This is a genomic window from Ornithinibacillus proteolyticus, assembly GCF_039581225.1.
GTDB classification, from domain to species: domain Bacteria; phylum Bacillota; class Bacilli; order Bacillales; family Amphibacillaceae; genus Ornithinibacillus; species Ornithinibacillus massiliensis.
Genome location: NZ_JBCPXV010000025.1, coordinates 1 through 16,529, shown reverse-complemented (window position 1 = coordinate 16,529; position 16,529 = coordinate 1). Strand labels below are relative to the sequence as shown.

The 16,529-nt window shown below is 35.8% G+C and carries 20 protein-coding genes; 10 read left to right on the top strand and 10 right to left on the bottom strand.

The window, feature by feature from the left end; all coding sequences use genetic code 11:
• Nucleotides 1-36: 36 nt before the first annotated feature.
• From AAIB49_RS12500 to AAIB49_RS12485, 4 genes are read right to left on the bottom strand one after another with little or no spacing between them, the layout of a single operon-like run.
• Nucleotides 37-966 carry an alpha/beta hydrolase gene (locus AAIB49_RS12500; protein ID WP_343458201.1) on the bottom strand — a complete coding sequence of 310 codons (930 nt, stop codon included), beginning with the start codon at nucleotides 964-966 and terminating at the stop codon, nucleotides 37-39.
• A gap of 15 nt (nucleotides 967-981) precedes the next feature.
• Entirely contained in the window at nucleotides 982-1,383 is a 402-nt protein-coding gene (locus AAIB49_RS12495) for a bactofilin family protein (protein WP_246521245.1), read from the bottom strand.
• Between the two features lie 18 nt (nucleotides 1,384-1,401).
• A complete protein-coding gene (locus AAIB49_RS12490; RefSeq protein ID WP_343458200.1) occupies nucleotides 1,402-2,313 on the bottom strand; it encodes a peptidoglycan DD-metalloendopeptidase family protein in 912 nt (303 codons plus the stop codon).
• Between the two features lie 33 nt (nucleotides 2,314-2,346).
• Nucleotides 2,347-3,531: a polysaccharide deacetylase family protein gene (locus AAIB49_RS12485; RefSeq protein ID WP_343458199.1), complete on the bottom strand. Its 1,185-nt coding sequence runs from the start codon at nucleotides 3,529-3,531 to the stop codon at nucleotides 2,347-2,349.
• A gap of 565 nt (nucleotides 3,532-4,096) precedes the next feature.
• Between AAIB49_RS12485 and AAIB49_RS12480 the strand changes: the two genes are divergently transcribed.
• The gene (locus AAIB49_RS12480) at nucleotides 4,097-4,312 is read left to right on the top strand and encodes a DUF6007 family protein (protein ID WP_343458198.1); all 216 of its coding nucleotides are present in this window, start codon (nucleotides 4,097-4,099) and stop codon (nucleotides 4,310-4,312) included.
• 238 nt (nucleotides 4,313-4,550) lie between these two features.
• Here the strand turns inward: AAIB49_RS12480 and AAIB49_RS12475 are convergent, their stop codons facing one another.
• Complete coding sequence (locus AAIB49_RS12475) at nucleotides 4,551-5,339, bottom strand: DUF2935 domain-containing protein (RefSeq protein ID WP_343458197.1); 789 nt, start codon at nucleotides 5,337-5,339, stop codon at nucleotides 4,551-4,553.
• 163 nt (nucleotides 5,340-5,502) lie between these two features.
• Between AAIB49_RS12475 and rlmH the strand changes: the two genes are divergently transcribed.
• Nucleotides 5,503-5,982, top strand: a complete 480-nt coding sequence (gene rlmH / locus AAIB49_RS12470) for a 23S rRNA (pseudouridine(1915)-N(3))-methyltransferase RlmH (RefSeq protein ID WP_343458238.1) — start codon at nucleotides 5,503-5,505, stop codon at nucleotides 5,980-5,982.
• On the opposite strand, the gene AAIB49_RS12465 is transcribed toward rlmH, so the two are convergent.
• The gene (locus AAIB49_RS12465; protein WP_343458196.1) at nucleotides 5,923-7,632 is read right to left on the bottom strand and encodes a recombinase family protein; all 1,710 of its coding nucleotides are present in this window, start codon (nucleotides 7,630-7,632) and stop codon (nucleotides 5,923-5,925) included. The two genes, rlmH and AAIB49_RS12465, sit on opposite strands and share 60 nt — an antisense overlap.
• Nucleotides 7,633-7,785: 153 nt before the next feature.
• Here AAIB49_RS12465 and AAIB49_RS12460 point away from each other — a divergent pair, with 153 nt between their 5' ends.
• The 3 genes from AAIB49_RS12460 (at nucleotide 7,786) to AAIB49_RS12450 (ending at nucleotide 9,451) form a co-directional block, all read left to right on the top strand.
• On the top strand, nucleotides 7,786-8,673 hold the full coding sequence (locus AAIB49_RS12460; protein WP_343458195.1) for a DUF2971 domain-containing protein: 888 nt from the start codon (nucleotides 7,786-7,788) through the stop codon (nucleotides 8,671-8,673).
• 76 nt (nucleotides 8,674-8,749) lie between these two features.
• Entirely contained in the window at nucleotides 8,750-9,007 is a 258-nt protein-coding gene (locus AAIB49_RS12455) for a nucleotidyltransferase family protein (RefSeq protein ID WP_343458237.1), read from the top strand.
• Between the two features lie 39 nt (nucleotides 9,008-9,046).
• Complete coding sequence (locus AAIB49_RS12450) at nucleotides 9,047-9,451, top strand: hypothetical protein (protein ID WP_343458194.1); 405 nt, start codon at nucleotides 9,047-9,049, stop codon at nucleotides 9,449-9,451.
• Between the two features lie 207 nt (nucleotides 9,452-9,658).
• Here AAIB49_RS12450 and AAIB49_RS12445 read toward each other — a convergent pair whose 3' ends face one another.
• Together AAIB49_RS12445 and AAIB49_RS12440 are read right to left on the bottom strand one after the other, a co-directional pair.
• Entirely contained in the window at nucleotides 9,659-11,194 is a 1,536-nt protein-coding gene (locus AAIB49_RS12445) for a recombinase family protein (RefSeq protein WP_343458193.1), read from the bottom strand.
• Nucleotides 11,191-11,367: a hypothetical protein gene (locus AAIB49_RS12440; RefSeq protein WP_343458192.1), complete on the bottom strand. Its 177-nt coding sequence runs from the start codon at nucleotides 11,365-11,367 to the stop codon at nucleotides 11,191-11,193. The genes AAIB49_RS12445 and AAIB49_RS12440 overlap by 4 nt, the downstream gene beginning before the upstream one ends.
• A gap of 205 nt (nucleotides 11,368-11,572) precedes the next feature.
• Here AAIB49_RS12440 and AAIB49_RS12435 point away from each other — a divergent pair, with 205 nt between their 5' ends.
• On the top strand, nucleotides 11,573-12,757 hold the full coding sequence (locus AAIB49_RS12435) for a hypothetical protein (protein ID WP_343458191.1): 1,185 nt from the start codon (nucleotides 11,573-11,575) through the stop codon (nucleotides 12,755-12,757).
• Nucleotides 12,758-13,028: 271 nt separating this feature from the next.
• On the opposite strand, the gene AAIB49_RS12430 is transcribed toward AAIB49_RS12435, so the two are convergent.
• On the bottom strand, nucleotides 13,029-13,391 hold the full coding sequence (locus tag AAIB49_RS12430; protein ID WP_343458190.1) for a helix-turn-helix domain-containing protein: 363 nt from the start codon (nucleotides 13,389-13,391) through the stop codon (nucleotides 13,029-13,031).
• A 124-nt stretch (nucleotides 13,392-13,515) separates the two neighbouring features.
• Here AAIB49_RS12430 and AAIB49_RS12425 point away from each other — a divergent pair, with 124 nt between their 5' ends.
• The 4 genes from AAIB49_RS12425 (at nucleotide 13,516) to AAIB49_RS12410 (ending at nucleotide 14,906) form a co-directional block, all read left to right on the top strand.
• Nucleotides 13,516-13,806 carry a hypothetical protein gene (locus tag AAIB49_RS12425; protein ID WP_146553780.1) on the top strand — a complete coding sequence of 97 codons (291 nt, stop codon included), beginning with the start codon at nucleotides 13,516-13,518 and terminating at the stop codon, nucleotides 13,804-13,806.
• A 17-nt stretch (nucleotides 13,807-13,823) separates the two neighbouring features.
• Nucleotides 13,824-14,048, top strand: a complete 225-nt coding sequence (locus AAIB49_RS12420) for a hypothetical protein (RefSeq protein ID WP_343458189.1) — start codon at nucleotides 13,824-13,826, stop codon at nucleotides 14,046-14,048.
• A 101-nt stretch (nucleotides 14,049-14,149) separates the two neighbouring features.
• On the top strand, nucleotides 14,150-14,572 hold the full coding sequence (locus tag AAIB49_RS12415; RefSeq protein WP_343458188.1) for a hypothetical protein: 423 nt from the start codon (nucleotides 14,150-14,152) through the stop codon (nucleotides 14,570-14,572).
• Nucleotides 14,573-14,690: 118 nt separating this feature from the next.
• Nucleotides 14,691-14,906 (top strand): DUF7695 domain-containing protein, encoded by a 216-nt coding sequence (locus AAIB49_RS12410; protein WP_343458187.1) that lies wholly within the window; start codon nucleotides 14,691-14,693, stop codon nucleotides 14,904-14,906.
• Nucleotides 14,907-15,290: 384 nt separating this feature from the next.
• Here AAIB49_RS12410 and AAIB49_RS12405 read toward each other — a convergent pair whose 3' ends face one another.
• A complete protein-coding gene (locus AAIB49_RS12405; RefSeq protein WP_343458186.1) occupies nucleotides 15,291-16,289 on the bottom strand; it encodes a replication-relaxation family protein in 999 nt (332 codons plus the stop codon).
• Between the last annotated feature and the right edge of the window lie 240 nt (nucleotides 16,290-16,529).

The window sequence follows — 16,529 nt, the reverse complement described above, 5'->3', positions numbered from 1 at the left end:
GAATCCCTAATAATAGAAATTCCCCCTTCCCACTGCCTATCTATCCAGCACATAATCCACTGCCTCGGACAGCAATCCCGTAAAATCACTTGGGAAAAAGTGCCCGAGCCCCTTAATTGTAATCAATTTACACGGTATACCATGCTGCTTAAACAGCTCCGCTAATTGAACCGTCTTCTCATAGAATGGATCCTGGTCACCGGTAATGATTACACCACGCACGGTGTCACGCGAATTTTCCGCAATTATCCTCTCGAACCCGGAGAGGTCTTGTATTGCTGGGATAACGGCAATAAATCCCTTCGTCTGAAATGTTTGCTTTAGCGATAATTCAATCGCTAGCTTGCCACCTTGTGAACCGCCTGCTAGTATATCTTCCGTTGTATTCCCTTTTGCCTTGTATTCTGCATAGGTCCTTGTTAGGTCTTCTAGCATGAGCTCTTGATTGTCCCAACAAAATGCATTATAGCCAAAGACTTGTGAGGATTGTGGAAAGCCGAAAAAGTAGTCCTGTGACGTCTGTTCATCTAGCCAATACGGTGCAAAGTCAGCGGCATTCGTCCCCCTCATATGTAATGAAAATAAGCCAATTTCTGCCCGTACATTCCCATAGGTAAAAAGTGGAGAAGTAGCGACTTGCTTCGTACTTTCCACGATCGCTTTACATCTGCTAACAATGGTTTGAAATTCATCTAATGCTTGCAGTTCTTTCAAATCTGGGTCGTGCGTAAGGAGGATGGGATTCCACCAAATTCCCTTCGCTAACCCTTCTTGAAGCACGGTTAGGGCATCGGTAAGCTTATGTTCCGTCGCATAGGCACATGCTTTCCAAAAGATAATTTTATTTAATCGATTGGGAAAGGTTTGCTCTGCCTTTTCAATCAGCGGATAAACGCGAGCGATATTCCCCTCCTGAAAAAGCTGAAAGAGTTCATTCTGCAATGCGATAAACTGAGCTTCTGACATCTACCAATCTCCCCTCTATGAATTAGCCACAATCTTTTCTGTTTTTTTCTTATTAGTTCCTTTTTCATCGCTATCGACGATGACACTGTTTCCATTAAATATCCCACCATCCTCAATGATGATTCCGCGTGAGGTGGCAGTACCGGTTAGTTTTCCTTTTGCCTCGATTTGAATCTTTTCCGATGTTTCGATATCGCCCTTTACTTCCCCGGCAATGACGATATTCTTTGCTTTAATGCTTGGCTCGACATAGGCGTTTTGCCCGATGTAGACATCGCCACTACACTCAATTTCACCAAGTATTTTACCGTCTACGCGTAGACTAGTCGGTAGGGTGATTTTTCCTTCAATGACAGTTTCTGAACCGATAATCGTCTCGATTACCTTTTCCATTTTCTTCTTATTCAATATTCTCATGACATCCTTTCTGAATGGCTATTCGATATCGAATTCGCCGTAAATATTAAAGTATGGCTTCGGATCAACGGGCTCGCCATTCTGTAGTACCTCGTAATGCAGATGTGGTCCAGTGCTGCGACCAGTACTACCAATCTCGCCGATAATATCGCCCTTCTTCACCATATCGCCTTGCTCCACGTCTATGCTCATTAAGTGACCATATAAGGTTTCGTACGTGTCGGAATGCTTAATTTTGATCGTATTTCCATAGCTGCCATAATACTTCGCTAACGTAACCCGTCCATCAGCCGTAGCGTATACTGGTGTCCCATACTGACCACGAATATCGATACCACTATGGAAGGAAGAGGAACGATTTAGTGGGTCATTACGAATGCCAAAATCAGAGGTGATGGTATTCGGGTTCGTAGGCCAGGCGGTCGGTGTATACTGTAGCTCCTCACTAATCTCGTCTACCATGGCAAGTGTCTGCTTATATCGTTCTAGTAGCTCAGACGACGGAACCATTAGGCCATCTTCTGTTTCGACCATATTCGTTTCATCTGCTAAAACCTGTAGACCACCGCTCGGTTCTACGATCGTAGGCAATTCATCGATGTATTGGCGCATTTGCTCCTCCAGCGCGGTTAACTCCACGAGTCTTTCCTTTGTTTCCCCGGTTTCTTCCTCTAATATCGAAACCGTTCGTTCAAGCTTCTCACTTTTCGCTGTTTCTAGCTGTAAGTGAGCAGTTAGCTCTTCGATTTCAGCCTGACTATGTTGATTCATCGTCATGAAGTAAATGAGTGCGATAACCGGAATAATGGGAAGCACCATCAGGCTGTAAAAAAAAGCTTTGTTCATATGGAATCGTTTGACGACCTGATTCGCATCATTCGATAGAATTGTAAAGGTCAGCAAACGATTCTTGTTACGTTTCCTTTTCAAGCTTTTGTACTCCTTTCCCTTTTATTTCTGAATCTATTGTAATGAAACAAGCTGTAAGCCTTGTTCTTGTAAATAGGAAATAATCTCCGGTAGTGCCTCTACGGTTGCTTCGGTCTCATGAAGGAGAATAATAGAGCCAGATACGTCTTGTGATTTCACCTGTTGGAGGATGTTGCTGGCATTACGTGATTCCCAATCCTTGGGGTCATTATTCCATAGGACGATTCGCTGTCCTAATTCACGCGAAAGCTGCTTTGTATCTTCATTCATTTGGCCATATGGCGGACGGAATAAGGTTACCGCTTCTCCAGTGACAGCCTCTATCATCTCAATGGATTGCTGCAGTTCCCCTTTTTGCGTTGCTAAAGAGCTGCTGGCAAAATTAATATGATTCACCGAATGGGTGCCAATCGAGAAGTTATTGTCGTGGATATACTCCACACTATCCGGATGCTCGTCCATATTGGACCCAATCAAAAAGAATGTCCCACCAGCGCCGAATTCCATTAAGATATCGACAATCTGCTTCGAATAGTCGGAAGGCCCGTCATCGAACGTAAGGGCAACCATTCCCTCATCAAGCCCCGAGGAAATCTCCGCATTTAATGCGACTGCAGGAATCGCCCTTTTTTCCTCCAAGGGCATCGTATCCTCAGGTAGCATGGTCTCTGGCTTCGGCTCTTCTTGTATAGGCTGTTCTGGCGTCTCTTCCTGTTTTTCTGAGTCTGCATTCACATTGGTAAAAATCGCGTGGCAAGTAAAGGAAGACAAGATAGCAAGTAGTAAAATGAAAGTAGCAGTAAGTGGCCAAGGAAGTTTGCTTTGTTTTCGCTGCTTTCGGGAACCGGAGAAGCTAGTTTCCTGTTTAAATGCTAGATTACGAGATAAAAAGGCTAGCTCCTCCAATTGTTCGGTAGATTCCGCATGCTGAATCTGTGTAAGCTGTTCTGCATAACGCTTGGAACAAATAAAACCCAAATTCTTGCTTTCGTTACGATATGTCTGGGTGATGTGACTTTGACGATGGGTCGTTTCCCATGATAGCTGGTAGAAGTACCCTTTTGAAAAATCAGTAATGGCTTGCAGCCGAATTGCTGTCTCCCGGTCTACTTGCCAATAATAAGTAGTCTTCTCGTTGGCATGAAGCATGATATGTAAATAGTGTGTGTCACCCTGCTTATGAATCCGGATCAACTGGAGCAGCTTAACTTGATGCACGATCATCCCCCTTTCTAATCAAGTATTAGTCCTAATCTAGTATGTAGCGCCTTCCTTTTCATAAATGCACTTCTATTGTATCGGCATAGGTTCTTTTAAAATGAAGTAAGACGTTATGTCACTGTAGGAAGGCTTAGTAAATGGCTAGGATACTAGCCATACCGGCAGGAAAATATAGAATTCTCTAAGTTCATTGTAAATATATGTCGATGAATGTCAATGGATAACCGTGTGTTGGGGGGATTCTGGTATGTAAAATGGATATTAGGGAATGGAAAGGTGCTTATGCGAGGTGGGGAAAGTGGTGTGAGGGTATTGGGAATAGTGGTATTTATTCGTGTATTAAAATGAGATTCTATTAGTGAAGTAAAAAGCGTTATTTCATCTTTCATTAGTATTGAAAATTATTCCATTTTTGCTTACTCTATTATTAAAGAAAGCGCTATCCTAGTTGGGTGGGGAGGATTATAGTGCAGTTTGTCACTAGCTTCGCCAAGCATTAGGGCTTTTCGGTAAGGATAAAGCTTGAAGCGTACTGTAAATTCACAAGAAATGGGTGATGAGCGTGGATGATTTGAAACATGTTTTTAACCGAATGGGCTTGTTGGATCTGGTATTTTTAATTCCTATGGCGTTGCTGTTTGCTTATTTACCGAGTACTAGTTTTGTAGGCATTGTATTAAACGTCGTTATTGTAGTGTTTTTTTCATTTGGGTTAGCGATGGCGTTTCATATGGTGGTGGATTCTCGGAAAAAGAGAAAGAATGGAGCTGTACATTAAAACGTTGCTTAGAAGGGATTGCTTTGGGCAATCCCTAATTTTCTTGGCCTATGAAAGCTTATTAAAAGTCGTCCTGTTTTGTGCAGATTTGCTGATTTGAGGGAACGATAGAAGGTTCTCGGTTTCATTTCGACCAAGGCTTGTGATATTTATTTTGAATGTTAAAATAAATTACGCTATGAATCTATTAGAATCGTTTTAGCCAATGGCCTTAAATAGAAACTTTTTCTTTTATCGATTAAGGTGTTGGGTCATTATCGCGACCGCTCATCTTCCTTGATTGGGCGAGCTTGTTTAAAAAGTAGCCAACTTCCCGTGCCATATGGTCTGCGGTAAGCACGGAGAAGGTGCGTAATACCATATCCGATCGTACCATTTCCTTTAGTTCTTGAAGAAAGTTCCGGAATAAATTCATCTCGACTTCCACATCCTCATGGAACTTCATCAAGGCAGGAAAGGTGGTGAGGTTTGTTCGCAAATATCCGGTAAGCTCAATAGCCTTTACGTAAAATTGGTCAAACTGCATAGCGAACTGCTGGCTTTTCCCCTTCAACCCTTTTTCCACCCCATCTAGCTCTGCCTGAATTAATCCCGCATGACCAGAGGCAACAGGTAGCCAGATTAAGTGATGATGTAATTCATGAAAGACGGGGGCAGCTTTTCCTTCTTTTAAATTGCTTATCACCAATACATATTCATCCAACTCATTGACCATATGGTTCAAGCGTGTCGGAGTAAGATGGACGCCGATATCCCCTGAAAGCTCCCTCCTCAAAATAGAAAGCTTAAATTCCCTTAGCCTCTCAGCCCCCGTCTCCGCCTCCTTAGTAAAGGCAATGACATTATGATCCGAAAGATCATCCGCCTTCTGTAATAAGGTATCAAATGTGTGCTTAAATGCTTCTGCCTTCTCGATGTTCTCCTCTTCTTCTGGATATAGCGACTCATGAATAAAGGTTGCATGATCACGCAGGACACGCAGCCAAAATTGATGCTCATATGAAGCACTCTCTATATAATCCTTCAAGTCATTATCTCCCCTTTTTTCTTCATCAATCTAATGTATTCTTTACGTAGCCGTAATATTATGGGAAAGTAAAAACGATAGTAAGTAGACAGGTCGATAAGTGTGAAAACAGGCTGGATTTGATACACTAATGAAGACAGCACGCGAAAAGGACGGGAAATTAATGAAAATAACGATTATATCGGTAGGAAAATTAAAAGAAAAGTATTTAAAGCAAGGTATCGCGGAGTATTTGAAGCGGTTATCTGCCTATGCGAAGGTGGATATTGTGGAGGTAGCGGATGAGAAGGCACCGGAGAATATGAGCGAAGCGGAAATGGTGGAAGTGAAGCGCAAGGAAGGAGAACGGATTCTCTCCCATGTACAGCAGGATACGTATGTGATTACATTGGAGATTAATGGCAAGATGATCAGCTCGGAACAGCTGGCGGATAAGATGGATCAGCTAGCTACTTACGGGAAGAGTAAGATTGCGTTTGTGATTGGTGGGTCACTTGGGATTAGTGAGGCGGTGCAGAAGCGGAGTGATTATGCGCTGTCCTTTTCGAAGATGACGTTTCCTCATCAGTTGATGCGGTTGGTTCTACTTGAACAGGTTTATCGGGGGTTTCGGATTATTAGGGGGGAACCGTACCACAAATAGAGGCAAAAATTGTTGTAGATAAGGTGGTAATTCTTTGTCGGAAGCGGGTATTGAAAATGTGTGTTCATTATCCGTTTCTCGATACATCAAGTGGATTAGTATATAAGTCTTCGATATGTTCATTTCAGTAAAATCAAATTCAAGTTCTATGTTTTTAATAGTTCTGGATTTATCTATTTGCTTGATTGTAATATTATCAATTAACAATTGAAGTAATTGTTTCTGATTTTCTCTAGAAGTATTCCTATAAACAGACAGGAATTTTTTTAGTAACTTTTCGATCAACTCTGGTTGAATCACTTTGGAATCGATAGAACCTAATTGTATTATAATCTCATTTTTCTCCTGTTCTAACTCTCTTTTCTCATTGGATACCTTTTGCAATCTATCTTGCAGAATATCCACGGGGAGAGTGTTTTTCTCAAAGGCTTCCATATACCTTGCTTGTAATTGTTCAATTTCCTTTAACCGCTTTTCAATCTCTACTAGTTCTTTATTGAGTTGGCTTATCGAATGAGCGGAATTAGAACTAATGTCTGTGAGAATCTTATATAACCTCTTCTTATTATTACTAAGTTGTTCAATTTTCTTGATAACTGTCTCTTCTGCTTCATATGCCTTAATGGAATTAGCTTTACAAGCAGCAGATCCTTTATTATGGAAATCACTACAGACGTAATAACGATGTTTTCGTTTCGTTCCATCTTTTCGTGTATGTGTTGTAATCGATGGCACCATTCCTTGACCACAATCAGGACAGCGTAAAAGGCCACTTAGTAAAAATGGTTCGTTTGATTGACGCTGCTTAAATGATTTACTTTTTCTCCTTGCTTGTACAACGCTCCATAGTTCGTCTGAAATAATAGGTTCATGTTTTCCTTCTACTAGAATGGGATTTGGATTTTTCCCTTTTCTTCGTTTGGAGTCCCAGTTTTCATATTTTAACCAACTGATTTTACCGATATATAATACATTGTCTAGGATTTGTGCTACCCCATTGATGGAGAAATAACGATTACGCTTAGTTTTATACCCAGCTTTATTTAAGTGGTTAGAAATCGCTCTTAGCCCTTTGCCATTTGCATACATATGATAGATTAACTGTACTACTTCAGCTTCCTTTTCATTGATAACTAGTTCCTTTTTAACGGTGTCATATCCAAATACAACTCCGCCGTTCCATCTCCCTTCCATGGCCCTCTGTTTCATTCCAAGCTTTACATTTTCCGCTAATGTATTTCGCTCCATTTCAGCTATAGAAGCCATAATTTGAAGCACTAGACGACCTATAGGGCTACTGGTATCAAAGTTTTCTGAGTAGGATATAAATTTCACATTGTACTTTTCAAACTTATCTAGGATCATGAGCGTTTCTAACATATTTCTTGAAAGTCTAGAAATTTTCCATACTATTACAGCATCAAATCTTTCATTTTCTACATCCTTAATTAGCCTTTTCATTTCCGGACGTCCTTTTACTGATTTACCACTAATTCCTTCGTCGACATATTCATCAATCACTTCCCAGTTATAAATTTGAGCGTATTGTCGAAGTGTTTGAAGCTGTGCTGCTATACTGAATCCTTCTTTTGCTTGTTCTTCAGTGCTTACGCGGGCGTAGATAGCTACCCTTTGTATTTCTGTTACCATATTTGTCCTCCTCTCACTTTTATAATACTATGAAAATAATAGATGGGGAAAATGAAGTTTAGTATCAAATAGTTTATATGGATTATCAATAGTAACTTTGCTTATTTAAAAAAGGACAACTTAGTTGGAATATTTTAATAGTGGAGGAGTCTTATGGATATTAATGACCAGAGAGAAAAGTATATTAAAGAAAACCCAATTGATTATGTCAAATTTTTAGAAGCCCTAGCTTATTTTTCTAATGATGCATTTAATACAATCTACAAAATAATTAAATTATATGTGCCAAAAGAAGTTTTTAAGTATTACTCTCTAACAGATAATGAGGAACTTAATAATATGAAATTCTCAACATTGGAAAATAGTGAGGTATATTTGTCCTATGCTACTGATTTTAATGATCCCTTTGACAATCGTTCCTATTATTATGACATTGAAAGATTGAAGCAATATAAATTTAGTTATTTTTTCGATGGAAGCTTCTTAGAGGATAACATTTATAAAACAAGATTAGCCTCATTTTCAAAATCAGGAGTAAATAATTTACCGATGTGGGCGCACTACTCCAACAATCACGAGGGTTATTGTGTAAGTTATCTAACTGATTTTAAAAGTAATCCAGAACTTTCACCTTCATTATTTCCTGTTCAATATTTAGAAGGTCGGGTGGATGTAACTCGTTATTTTCAGGGATTTTTAAGAAACATTGAGGAAAATTATGAACGGGCAATTAGAGAAAAACAAAACGAAATTTTAATAGATAATCTAATGTTGTTATGGGTTATAATATTTTCCTGTTATATAAAGGAGAAAAAGTGGGGATACGAACAAGAATTTAGGGTGATGAAACCTACTAATGTACCTAGAGCAGAATATATGGAAGCAAATCCATCAGCTATTTATATAGGCTATAAATGTAAAGAGGAACATATTCTTAGATTGGTTAATATTGCTTTTACGCTCAATATACCTATTTATAGAATGGAACTAATTTCAAATTCTTTTGATTTCCAATTAGTTCCAAAGAGGATTCATATATGAAGTTAATGAAGAGAAATAGTTAATACAGGGGGAATGGTGTCGTAGATATGTTATCGAAACAAGAAGTCCTTGATGAATTGAAAATTATGGTATAAACCGTATTGGTTTATTCGGTTCGTATAGCTGTTATGAACAAAAAGAATCTAGCGATATTGATGTGATCGTAGAGTTTGATGACGCGGATTTATCATCTGATAATTACATGGACTTAAAAATTACCCTTGGGGAACTTTTTCAGAAGCCAATTGATTTAGTCATATTAAATGATATTAAACCTGCCTTAATGTCAAATGTTCTATCTACCATTACATTTGTCACCTTGGAAAACCAATGAGATTATAAGTTTATGTAGCCTAGAAGGGGGAGGATAAGGGTGCTAATCGTATTTGGATTGTTATCAGGGGTAATTATCTCACTTATTGGGTCTTTTATTATCAGTTTAGTACCGTGGATACCATTCGTCCCAGTGTTTTTAACTACTGTTATACCATCTGTTTTGATTTTTGTAATTCTAACATTTCGCATTAAGCCAGATGCATCGAAACTTGTGTATTGGGTAAATAGCTTCATCGCACTTTTTATAATTGGTTTTCTGACCTTTTTAATCAGGAATTATTTTCAGTGGAGAGCCGTTGCTCATATCGAAGGAAGCGGACTTGTCTGGGATGCAGTTATTCTTTTTAACATTTTATATTCATTAGGTGCTGCTTTGGTGGTTTCACCAATTGGATATCTTGTAATAAAATGGATTGCTCAATTAAAGAAGCAGTATTTATAAATTCTTTATTAATCGAATAGCGTATCTGGGTACATATCCCTTTTTACAGATAAGTCCCTCAGTTTTTCTACTTACTCAAGGGGCTTCTTGATATCACATCAACATCGTCCTGTTGATGACAAGAAGATTAGCAGTCTATTCGTTTGATAATAGACTGCTAATTTTGTTCCAGACAAAGAATTATACAATGTAATGTCACACAAGTGGTTAAATAAGTTCATGACTAATTTCCTCAAATAACTCTTGGTCAAACTCATAAACTATTTCCTTGATTGTTCGATCTTTAGGCTTTTCTCCGATATTTACTTGAATTTCCTTGATAAGAAATCGGAGTAATTCTTTTTTATCATAGTCGTCTAGTAGATTATAAAGTAAATTAAAATCATAAGCTATGCGGTTAATTACTGGTAATAGATCATTGTTATTCTTTAATTCAATCTGCTTTGTTAATAGTTTTATAAATTCCTTTTGTTCACTTTCTTGATTCTGAACTCTATTCATTTCCTCACTAAGTGTATCTATGTCGATTATTCTTTTCGTATAAAGTTGCAAGAGATCCTGCTTCTCTCTTTTTAATTCAGTTAAATTTTTTTCTAGTAATTTAAGTTCCTCTTCAATTGGTTCAAGTTCACTTTTTAGATTATCAATAACAACTCTTTGTAATGGTACAGAGAGGTTTAAATCGTTTAGGTAATTCATAACCTGTGATAAGACCTCTTGTTCCGCATACTCCTTTTTTACAAGGTTCGACTTACATGCTTTAGAACCACTGTTTTTAAAACGGCCACACACGTAATATTTGTACTTTTTGTTTGCATTCCCTTGTACCATTGCACCTCCACAAGTAGGACACTTTAATAGACCCGATAATGGAAAGGAGCCATTGTGTATTTTTTCTTGGGTATAACTACGTAGTGATAAAAGTTTTTGGGTTCTTTCCCAAAGCTCTTCACTGATAATAGGATAATGGTTACCTTTTTTATATTTACCTTTCCATTTAACAAAACCATTGTAGATTTTATTATTGAGAATAGTTCTGACTGCGGTAATTGACCAATGATTATCCTTTTTGGTTTTGATACCTTGCATATTTAAATTACTAGCTATTTTTCGATAACCCCACATTTTATTGGAGTAACAATCAAAAATGTATTTAACAACTCTTGCTTCCTCTTCGTCAATTACTAATTTCTTATTTATTAAATTGTACCCAAATACCATTCCACCGTTAAAGTCACCATTTTCAAATGTCTTCTCCATACCTAGTGATGTACGGAAGGCGATTAGATCTTTTTCTACTTCTGCAATAATACCTAATATCTGATAGATTAGTTTTGAATTTGGATCATTTGTGTCGATATTATCAGCGATAGAAATTAAGTTCTTGTTGGCCTTTTTTAGACGACTAAAGATATATTGGGAATCTAAAGAATTACGTGATATACGATCTTGTTTAAATACGATGATGGAATCAATGTTATTCTCCTTTTGGAAAACGTTATAAAACATCTCTTTAAACTCAGGTCTATTTGAAAAGCTTTCTCCTGATGCGGGTTCCTCTACATATATTTTTACAAGAATAATATTATTTACCTTACAATACTTTTCTATTGCCTCAATTTGTTGTTCAATCGATGTGTTATCTAGTTGTTTGTTTGTGCTAACACGCACATAAGCATAAGCTCTTATATATTTTACTGACATATTAACTTGCAGCCCTGACATTTCAATCTTTGTTGTCATCTTTCCCCCTCCAATTCAATAGAATATCCTTTTCCGATAGAATCAGAGTATTTAACCATTAGGTCTGTTAAGTAATTTAGAAAGTCATAGCCTTTTATTTTTGTTAACTCTTTACTTGTTGCAAGTCTAAGTCTGTAATCTTTATCGTAATCTAATATTTCGTTTTTCATCATAGTTTAATGATTTCCCCTTATCTATTTGTGATTTTAAGACACAAATAACAGCCGGCTCGTCATTTGCTGAAACATGATAACCGCGAAAAAATGATATTTTAAGAGGAAATCAAAAATATTTTTATTTTATTTGGATTTTGGATAAATTTGATTGAAATTTTAGGTGGATATAAAATGAGGTAAAGGATGAATTGAGGGGAAACGAATGCTATCAATCTCTAGGAAAGATTTATATGAAAAGCTGTGGAATATGGGGATTACTAAGACAGCAACAGAACTAAGTGTTCCATATAATAAATTGAAAAATGCATGTACTAGTAATGATATCCCACTACCTACAGCCTCTTATTGGAGTAGCTTATATATGGGAAAGAAGCCAGTTCAGCCAGCGTTGCCAAATCCAAAAGATAATCGTATGATTGCTCTCGCAAAGGCTAAAAAGCAAAAAGCTGCAGCACCTAGAAAAATTATAAAAACTGTAAATGCCGAAAAATCCAATAGTATTTCTACTGAAACAAATGTCACTTCACGTATAAAGAAAAAAGAAAAGCCGACCTATTTTTCATACTTAGGGAATGAGAAACAGAACCTAACAGACATTTATAACACGTTAAAGGTTAATAAAAATTTATCTAGTAACCCCCATAGGGAAATAGTAAAATATCGCAAAAAAAATCAGTCCTATAGAGAAGATAAATTAAGAATACATTCAGCTTCTGGTGAAATTACTCCAGAAATCTTACCTTTTATTGATAGTTTATTTAAAGCACTTGAAAAGGCAGGAGCAAAGATTGTTAGTAAGTATGATGAAACAGAAGTATTGTATAAAAAATATACTTTTACATTGAATTTTAAACTACCTTGTAAAAAGATAATGCTTTCTCCGGATGATAAAAATTATTCAGACTATCATACATTTGAATATGAAACAACTGGGAAAATAAACGTTGAAGTTGGTTATAAAGTTTATTGGTATATATGGGGTAGATACGAAAAATTAATAAAACAAACTAAGACTACAACACCTGAAGATTTACTGAGAAGAGTATTCTTATATATATTTTCACTACCAGAAATCATTGATGAAAAAGAAAGGGATCATATCATTGCAGAAGAGAAAAAACAAATAGAAGAACAAGAGAGGAAATTACTCAGGGAGCGGAGAGAAAGGGAATATAAAAGAACTCAGGATTTGTTGAATAGCTCGGTAAACTATTTTTATTCTAAACTAATAAAAGAATACATTTCTGCTGAATTAGATGAAACAACAGATGAATATGTATGGGCCATGAAAAAAGCAAATTGGATTCAAGATTCAAATAAACACCAAGATGATATTTTAAGAGAAGAAGACAAAGAAATGCTATTAAAGATAAAACCAAAGATATAGGTGGTCTATCTGGTTCCTTGTCTTTAGTACCTATGCAATATAAAAATTAAATAAAAGAAATTATAATTGAAAAAGAAAACGGAAGTGCCATTTTATGACACTTCCGTTTTCTAGAACTACAAATTGTACCAACACCAGAAATATTCATCGTGGCGTTAATCAATCTTGTAATACTAATAGACATATATATTATAGTCACCAGACTATTATCTAGCAACCATACCACACTAAAATATACGTAGAGATTCAGCAACGAAAAATGTGTCACTCCCTAGTCCTTAGTATATGGTAACAACAGCGTATATAATCCTTTCTTCTGTTCAAGGGATAACGATGAAATCATTTTAATTAGTATAGTATCTAGTTGCTCTTCAGTACTTACATCGTCTTCTTCACATAATTCAATGTTTTGTAGTTTACTTTCCCCTTCAAGTGCATATAGAAAATCACCCATTGATATATTAAGTGCCTTACATATTTTTTCTAATAAGGAGAAGGTGATCTCTTGATTGCCGCTTTCTATTCGTGATAAAGAAGGTTGAGAAAGACCAATTTGCTTTGCAAAATCAACCATTGTTAATTTATTTTCTCTTCTTAACCTACGTATCAACTTTCCAGCTTGTAAATCGTCCATTAATAAATTTCCCTTCTCATTCTATTTCCTTTATCGTATTATTTTCTAGTTTTACAATCAATAGATATCATGATATATTCATAATATAAATATATTCATATTATGAATAAAAGGAGTGGTTCAGATGATTGATGGTTTCCCCAGATTGGTTAATAACCTCATTGAAAGTCGTTTAGAAAACATTATTACTAGTGAAGAATATGAGATGTTTATGGAAGGGATTTATAAAGATTTGGAACAGAAGCTATCGTCAAGCATAAACGACCTTGATGAAGAGGCAAAGAATAACCTTATTGAAGATCTTAAATCAAATATTTTTCAACAGGTATTCCATCAGAGTAAGTTGACCTATCGTGTTGCGTTTAAAGATGCATTTTCTTTTTTTGTTGATACTTTATTAATGCCTAGAAAGTAAAGGAGTTGTTTAGAATTATGCTGTCGTTAATGAATCTATACAAAGGAAAATTGGTTATAGAAATTGTAACAGCTGTAAAATCTAGCGATGAAAAAACTATGACAGATCAAGTGCATGAAGGATTTAAGCCTGAACTAACTAATGAGATTATGGCTCTTTTGGGAGCAAAAGGTTATATCAGTCAATCATTTGGAGTTACATTGGAGAATCAGGGTGTAGCATATGAGCTGAGTTGGAACTGATTGAAAAAGAAACGCAGAAATCTATAAGAAGAGCTGAATCAGTTTATAATAAGGCAAATCGTATAACTATAAAAATCGACTAAGGGGATATCAAGAAAGCAATGGTTAAAAGTACAAGTATATTAGAAATACCAAAAGCTTTATTTGAAGATTTGGAAGTTAGCATTAATCGTGGTGAATATATTATCCGTTATATGATTGATGATGGTAAAGAAGTACCGGCTATGTTGGTAAAACAATATGGATATTATGCAGTTCCCCAAAGTATCATGGTTGAAATAAGAAGAGGAACAATGCCCTTAGCAAATGTAACATTCCTCTTTGCATGTTACTATGTGGCATCTACAAATAATCGTAAAAGTATTCGAATGGATGAAATCTTTGAATGCATAACAAGGAATTGGGATGAGAACCGAACTCGTACCGCTGCCCAGCACTTTAGTTTAACTTTATCTAATTTGAACAGATTTCAAAGATGGATTAAAAAACATGAACATAATAATAAATACTCTGTAAAGTATTGATTAAAAGGAAGTTTCCAAAAAAGGAAGCTTCTTTTTGTGATATGGTTTCTATATATTTAGTGTTAATATCATGGATATTTAGCCGTACGCAAATAGTAGTTAGAAAGGATGGTATTTGATGAAAAGAGTATTAGTTAACAAGGTTCGTTGTAAAAAATGTAACGATATAATTGAATCAATACATACTTATGATTTTAAAAGATGTAAATGTGGGGCTATTTTTCTGGATGGAGGGAAGGATTACCAGCGATATGGATGGGGCATGAATCAGTCTGGAAATGCAAAGCTGGAGGATTATATTGACTTTAGTTATTCTGTTTATGAGGAAGAATGAAGATAGTCACCTAGTCAAATAGGATATGGTAACGATTAATGGTAACTTATAATAGATACTAGGTAGAAGAATGGAACAATCAAGTCAAAGAAATGCAGGAACAGCTAGTGTTTGTCATACTATCTATTATTAGTAACTATTAATATGATAATTGTTTTTTTAGTGTAAGTAACTATTGAATAAGTACATTACTTTGTATAATAGTTACTAATATTCGTAACGAATAGTAAAACTGGGAAGAAAAGTAACGGAGGTAAAATAGAGGTAAGTATTGATATTACAGAGTTTTGCGATGGTATCTAATAAGGGGAACCAATGATTGTCACCTTAAATTTATGTATGCTAGTCATTCAACATGAATGACTATACTAATTAGGAAAGTTGTCAGTATTTTTGCAGTGCATCAAGTACTGCCTGATTGTTATATTTTAAAGGAGAAATTTTAATTTTTAAACCAGACTCTTTTATTCTATTTACTACTGCAGGATCCGATATAAATTGCTTCGCAATATTCTCTCCCCTTTTTATTCCATCGCTAAGTTTTGAGCGATTTGAGAAGCTGTTATCGGCTATAACAATATCCATGATGTGAAGTTCGTCCTTATTCTTTTCTGCAAGAATGGCATACTTAAATACTTTATCTATTACTGTTTGAATTGGTTCTGTTCCCATGTCCAATTCAATGTTAATAAGGGCATTTCTTGTTTCTTTTTCACCTTTTACTTTGATAATCCAGTCAGGTTTAACGATAGTCATTGTTGTTCCATTTATTTCGGTTGTTGTTTTGTTTGCTGTCATGTATTTTGCAACTTTAGCATGGTATGCTCCATTGTTTTGTCGGTGTAGATTTTTCTCTTTTCTTATCCATTCTGTATATGGAAGAACTGCTGGAGAGTAAGATGATACACGTTCATCATAAAACAATAGATATTTAAACTCCTTGCTGTTTGGATAATAAATAATTTCTCCATCTAATTGTGTTAAAAGATTGATCACTACTTGCTGCGTCATTAAAAAGTGCATGATATTTTTCTTTTTATCAAATTTATAAATTTTAGACTTAGTATAGGATGGTTCCAATAAGTTGTATTCAATTAGTAAATCAATACCTTTACTTCCGATACAAAGGTATTTAAATCGTTCTCCATCAAATCCCTCACTATAATGATAACCACGAATAAGATGATACTCCTGCAGTTTACGAATTCGGTTTTTAAAACTGTAATCTGTCATGTGCATTTTACAAAATTTTTCTGCATACTGATAGGATTGATGTAAAGTTAACATTCGTTGTTGTTCAAGAAAAGCCAATAGTTTTAGCTCTCCCTTATTCAATACTAAGCGCTCTCGTGCATTTTTCTTTAAGATGATCTTATCTTGCATGTTTTTTTCTCCTTTCCCTATGGGTGAATGATGTTTGCTTGTCAGAACACTTTAAGAATCTCACTTTTCACTATTATTGTTAGCTATATAAAAGGTTGATTACCTGCAGACTGTGTAAGCCCGAACTAAGAAATTTTATAATAGAAGCAACTAAAATTAAAAACAGAAACGCCAAATAACCGTGAATCTGAGATGTTTTAAACAGATTTACGGTTATTTTATTTTTTTGCACATGTTGCT